Origin of the sequence: Rhizobium sp. BK491 (assembly GCF_014194925.1) — a bacterium.
In the GTDB taxonomy this organism is placed as follows: Bacteria; Pseudomonadota; Alphaproteobacteria; order Rhizobiales; family Rhizobiaceae; genus Rhizobium.
Map to the genome: position 1 here is coordinate 1 of NZ_JACIAR010000039.1, position 1,414 is coordinate 1,414.

The window sequence follows — 1,414 nt, forward strand, 5'->3', positions numbered from 1 at the left end:
CATTACAGTTGCATTTTGGTTTTCAGGTGAGCTTGTCGAGCGGCAGCCTGATGGGCGCGTCTCCAGCATGACCATGCGATGATGTAGGCTGGCTTTATGCGGCGCTTGGCAAGCCTGGTGGCGATGCGCCGGATCTCCTGGACGGACCAGCGGATCAGATCTTGATGGTCGGCATCCTCGGTCTTTTTTGGGGCGTCGCGTCGTTGGCGCGGTACCGGATCACCGCCAGCATAGCGAATGCGAGCATGACGAGAGAGACGTGGCGATGCCAGCCATGCCATGATCGGGTCTCATTGTGATCGAGACCGAGCTCGTTCTTGGCGGTCTCGAAGCTGTCTTCGATTGCCCAACGATGACCTTCTACCGTCACCAGCTTTTCCATGGACGTGCCAACCGGGCACCATGTGGAGAAGAAAGCAAGATCGCCATCGGCGATGTTGCGGCGGATCAGCAGCCCGCGTGTCCAGATACCGGGGAATGCCGCGTCGAAAACATCGGCGTCGAGATCGGCGAGTTCAAGATACACCCAATCATGCAACCGTGCGCCTTTGGTGCCGTCGCCTGCCGACAGGCGTCTCCAGGCGTTCTCAGGCAGGGCTTCGGCGATGTCCTTCGCCGTGCCGGCCACAGCAAGCGATTTACCCCAGGAGCTGAAGGGATGGTTGGCGTTCACGCCCAGTACATAGCCCTTGGCGGCTCGCTTGAGTGCCATCTCAATGTCGCCCACCCCATAAACACTGTCGGCCGCCACCCAGGAAAACGGTGCTTGCGAAGCGATCGCTTGCTCGATCATCGTGAGCGCCAATGCCGGCTTGGTCAGAAAGCCGACTTTGTCGGGCACATGGGCTTTGGCCATACGGTCCCGGTCATCTGTCCAGGCTTTCGGCAGATAGAGCACCCGGTCGATGAAGGCATGGCCATGCCGGGAGACATAGGATGCGAACACGCCGATCTGGCAATTGGTGATCTTGCCCGCCGATCCAGTATATTGCCGACCGACCCCGCACGACGCCTTGCCCTGCTTGAGAAAACCAGTTTCATCGATCACCAACACCGCATCATCATCGGCCAGCGTTTCCAGCGCATAGACACGAACGATGTCGCGCAAAGCATCCGCATCCCAGTGTCCCCGGCCCAAAATCGCCTGCTGCCGCCACGGACCGGGGTCGCCAGCCGCTTCCGCGCGCATCCATCCCGTCTTGCGCCGCTCGTCACCCAGCAAGCCGTCCAGAAAAAGGTTTGCCGATGCGGCAACCCGCTCCTGCGTAAACAATCCGCTCATACGACCCTTCACCTCGCGCAGCGAGGATGCCCAAAGCTCCAGCGTCGTCTCGATTGATGCACCAATCATCCATGACCTCCGAATCATGGAGACCTATAGATTCAGACCATGGATAAATGTGCAACTGTAATG

General features: G+C 59.3%; 1 protein-coding gene. It reads right to left on the bottom strand.

The features are described 5' to 3' along the window. Positions 1–154: 154 nt before the first annotated feature. Positions 155–1,369: an IS701 family transposase gene (locus FHX05_RS30205; protein ID WP_183876553.1), complete on the bottom strand. Its 1,215-nt coding sequence runs from the start codon at positions 1,367–1,369 to the stop codon at positions 155–157. Positions 1,370–1,414 lie beyond the last annotated feature (45 nt).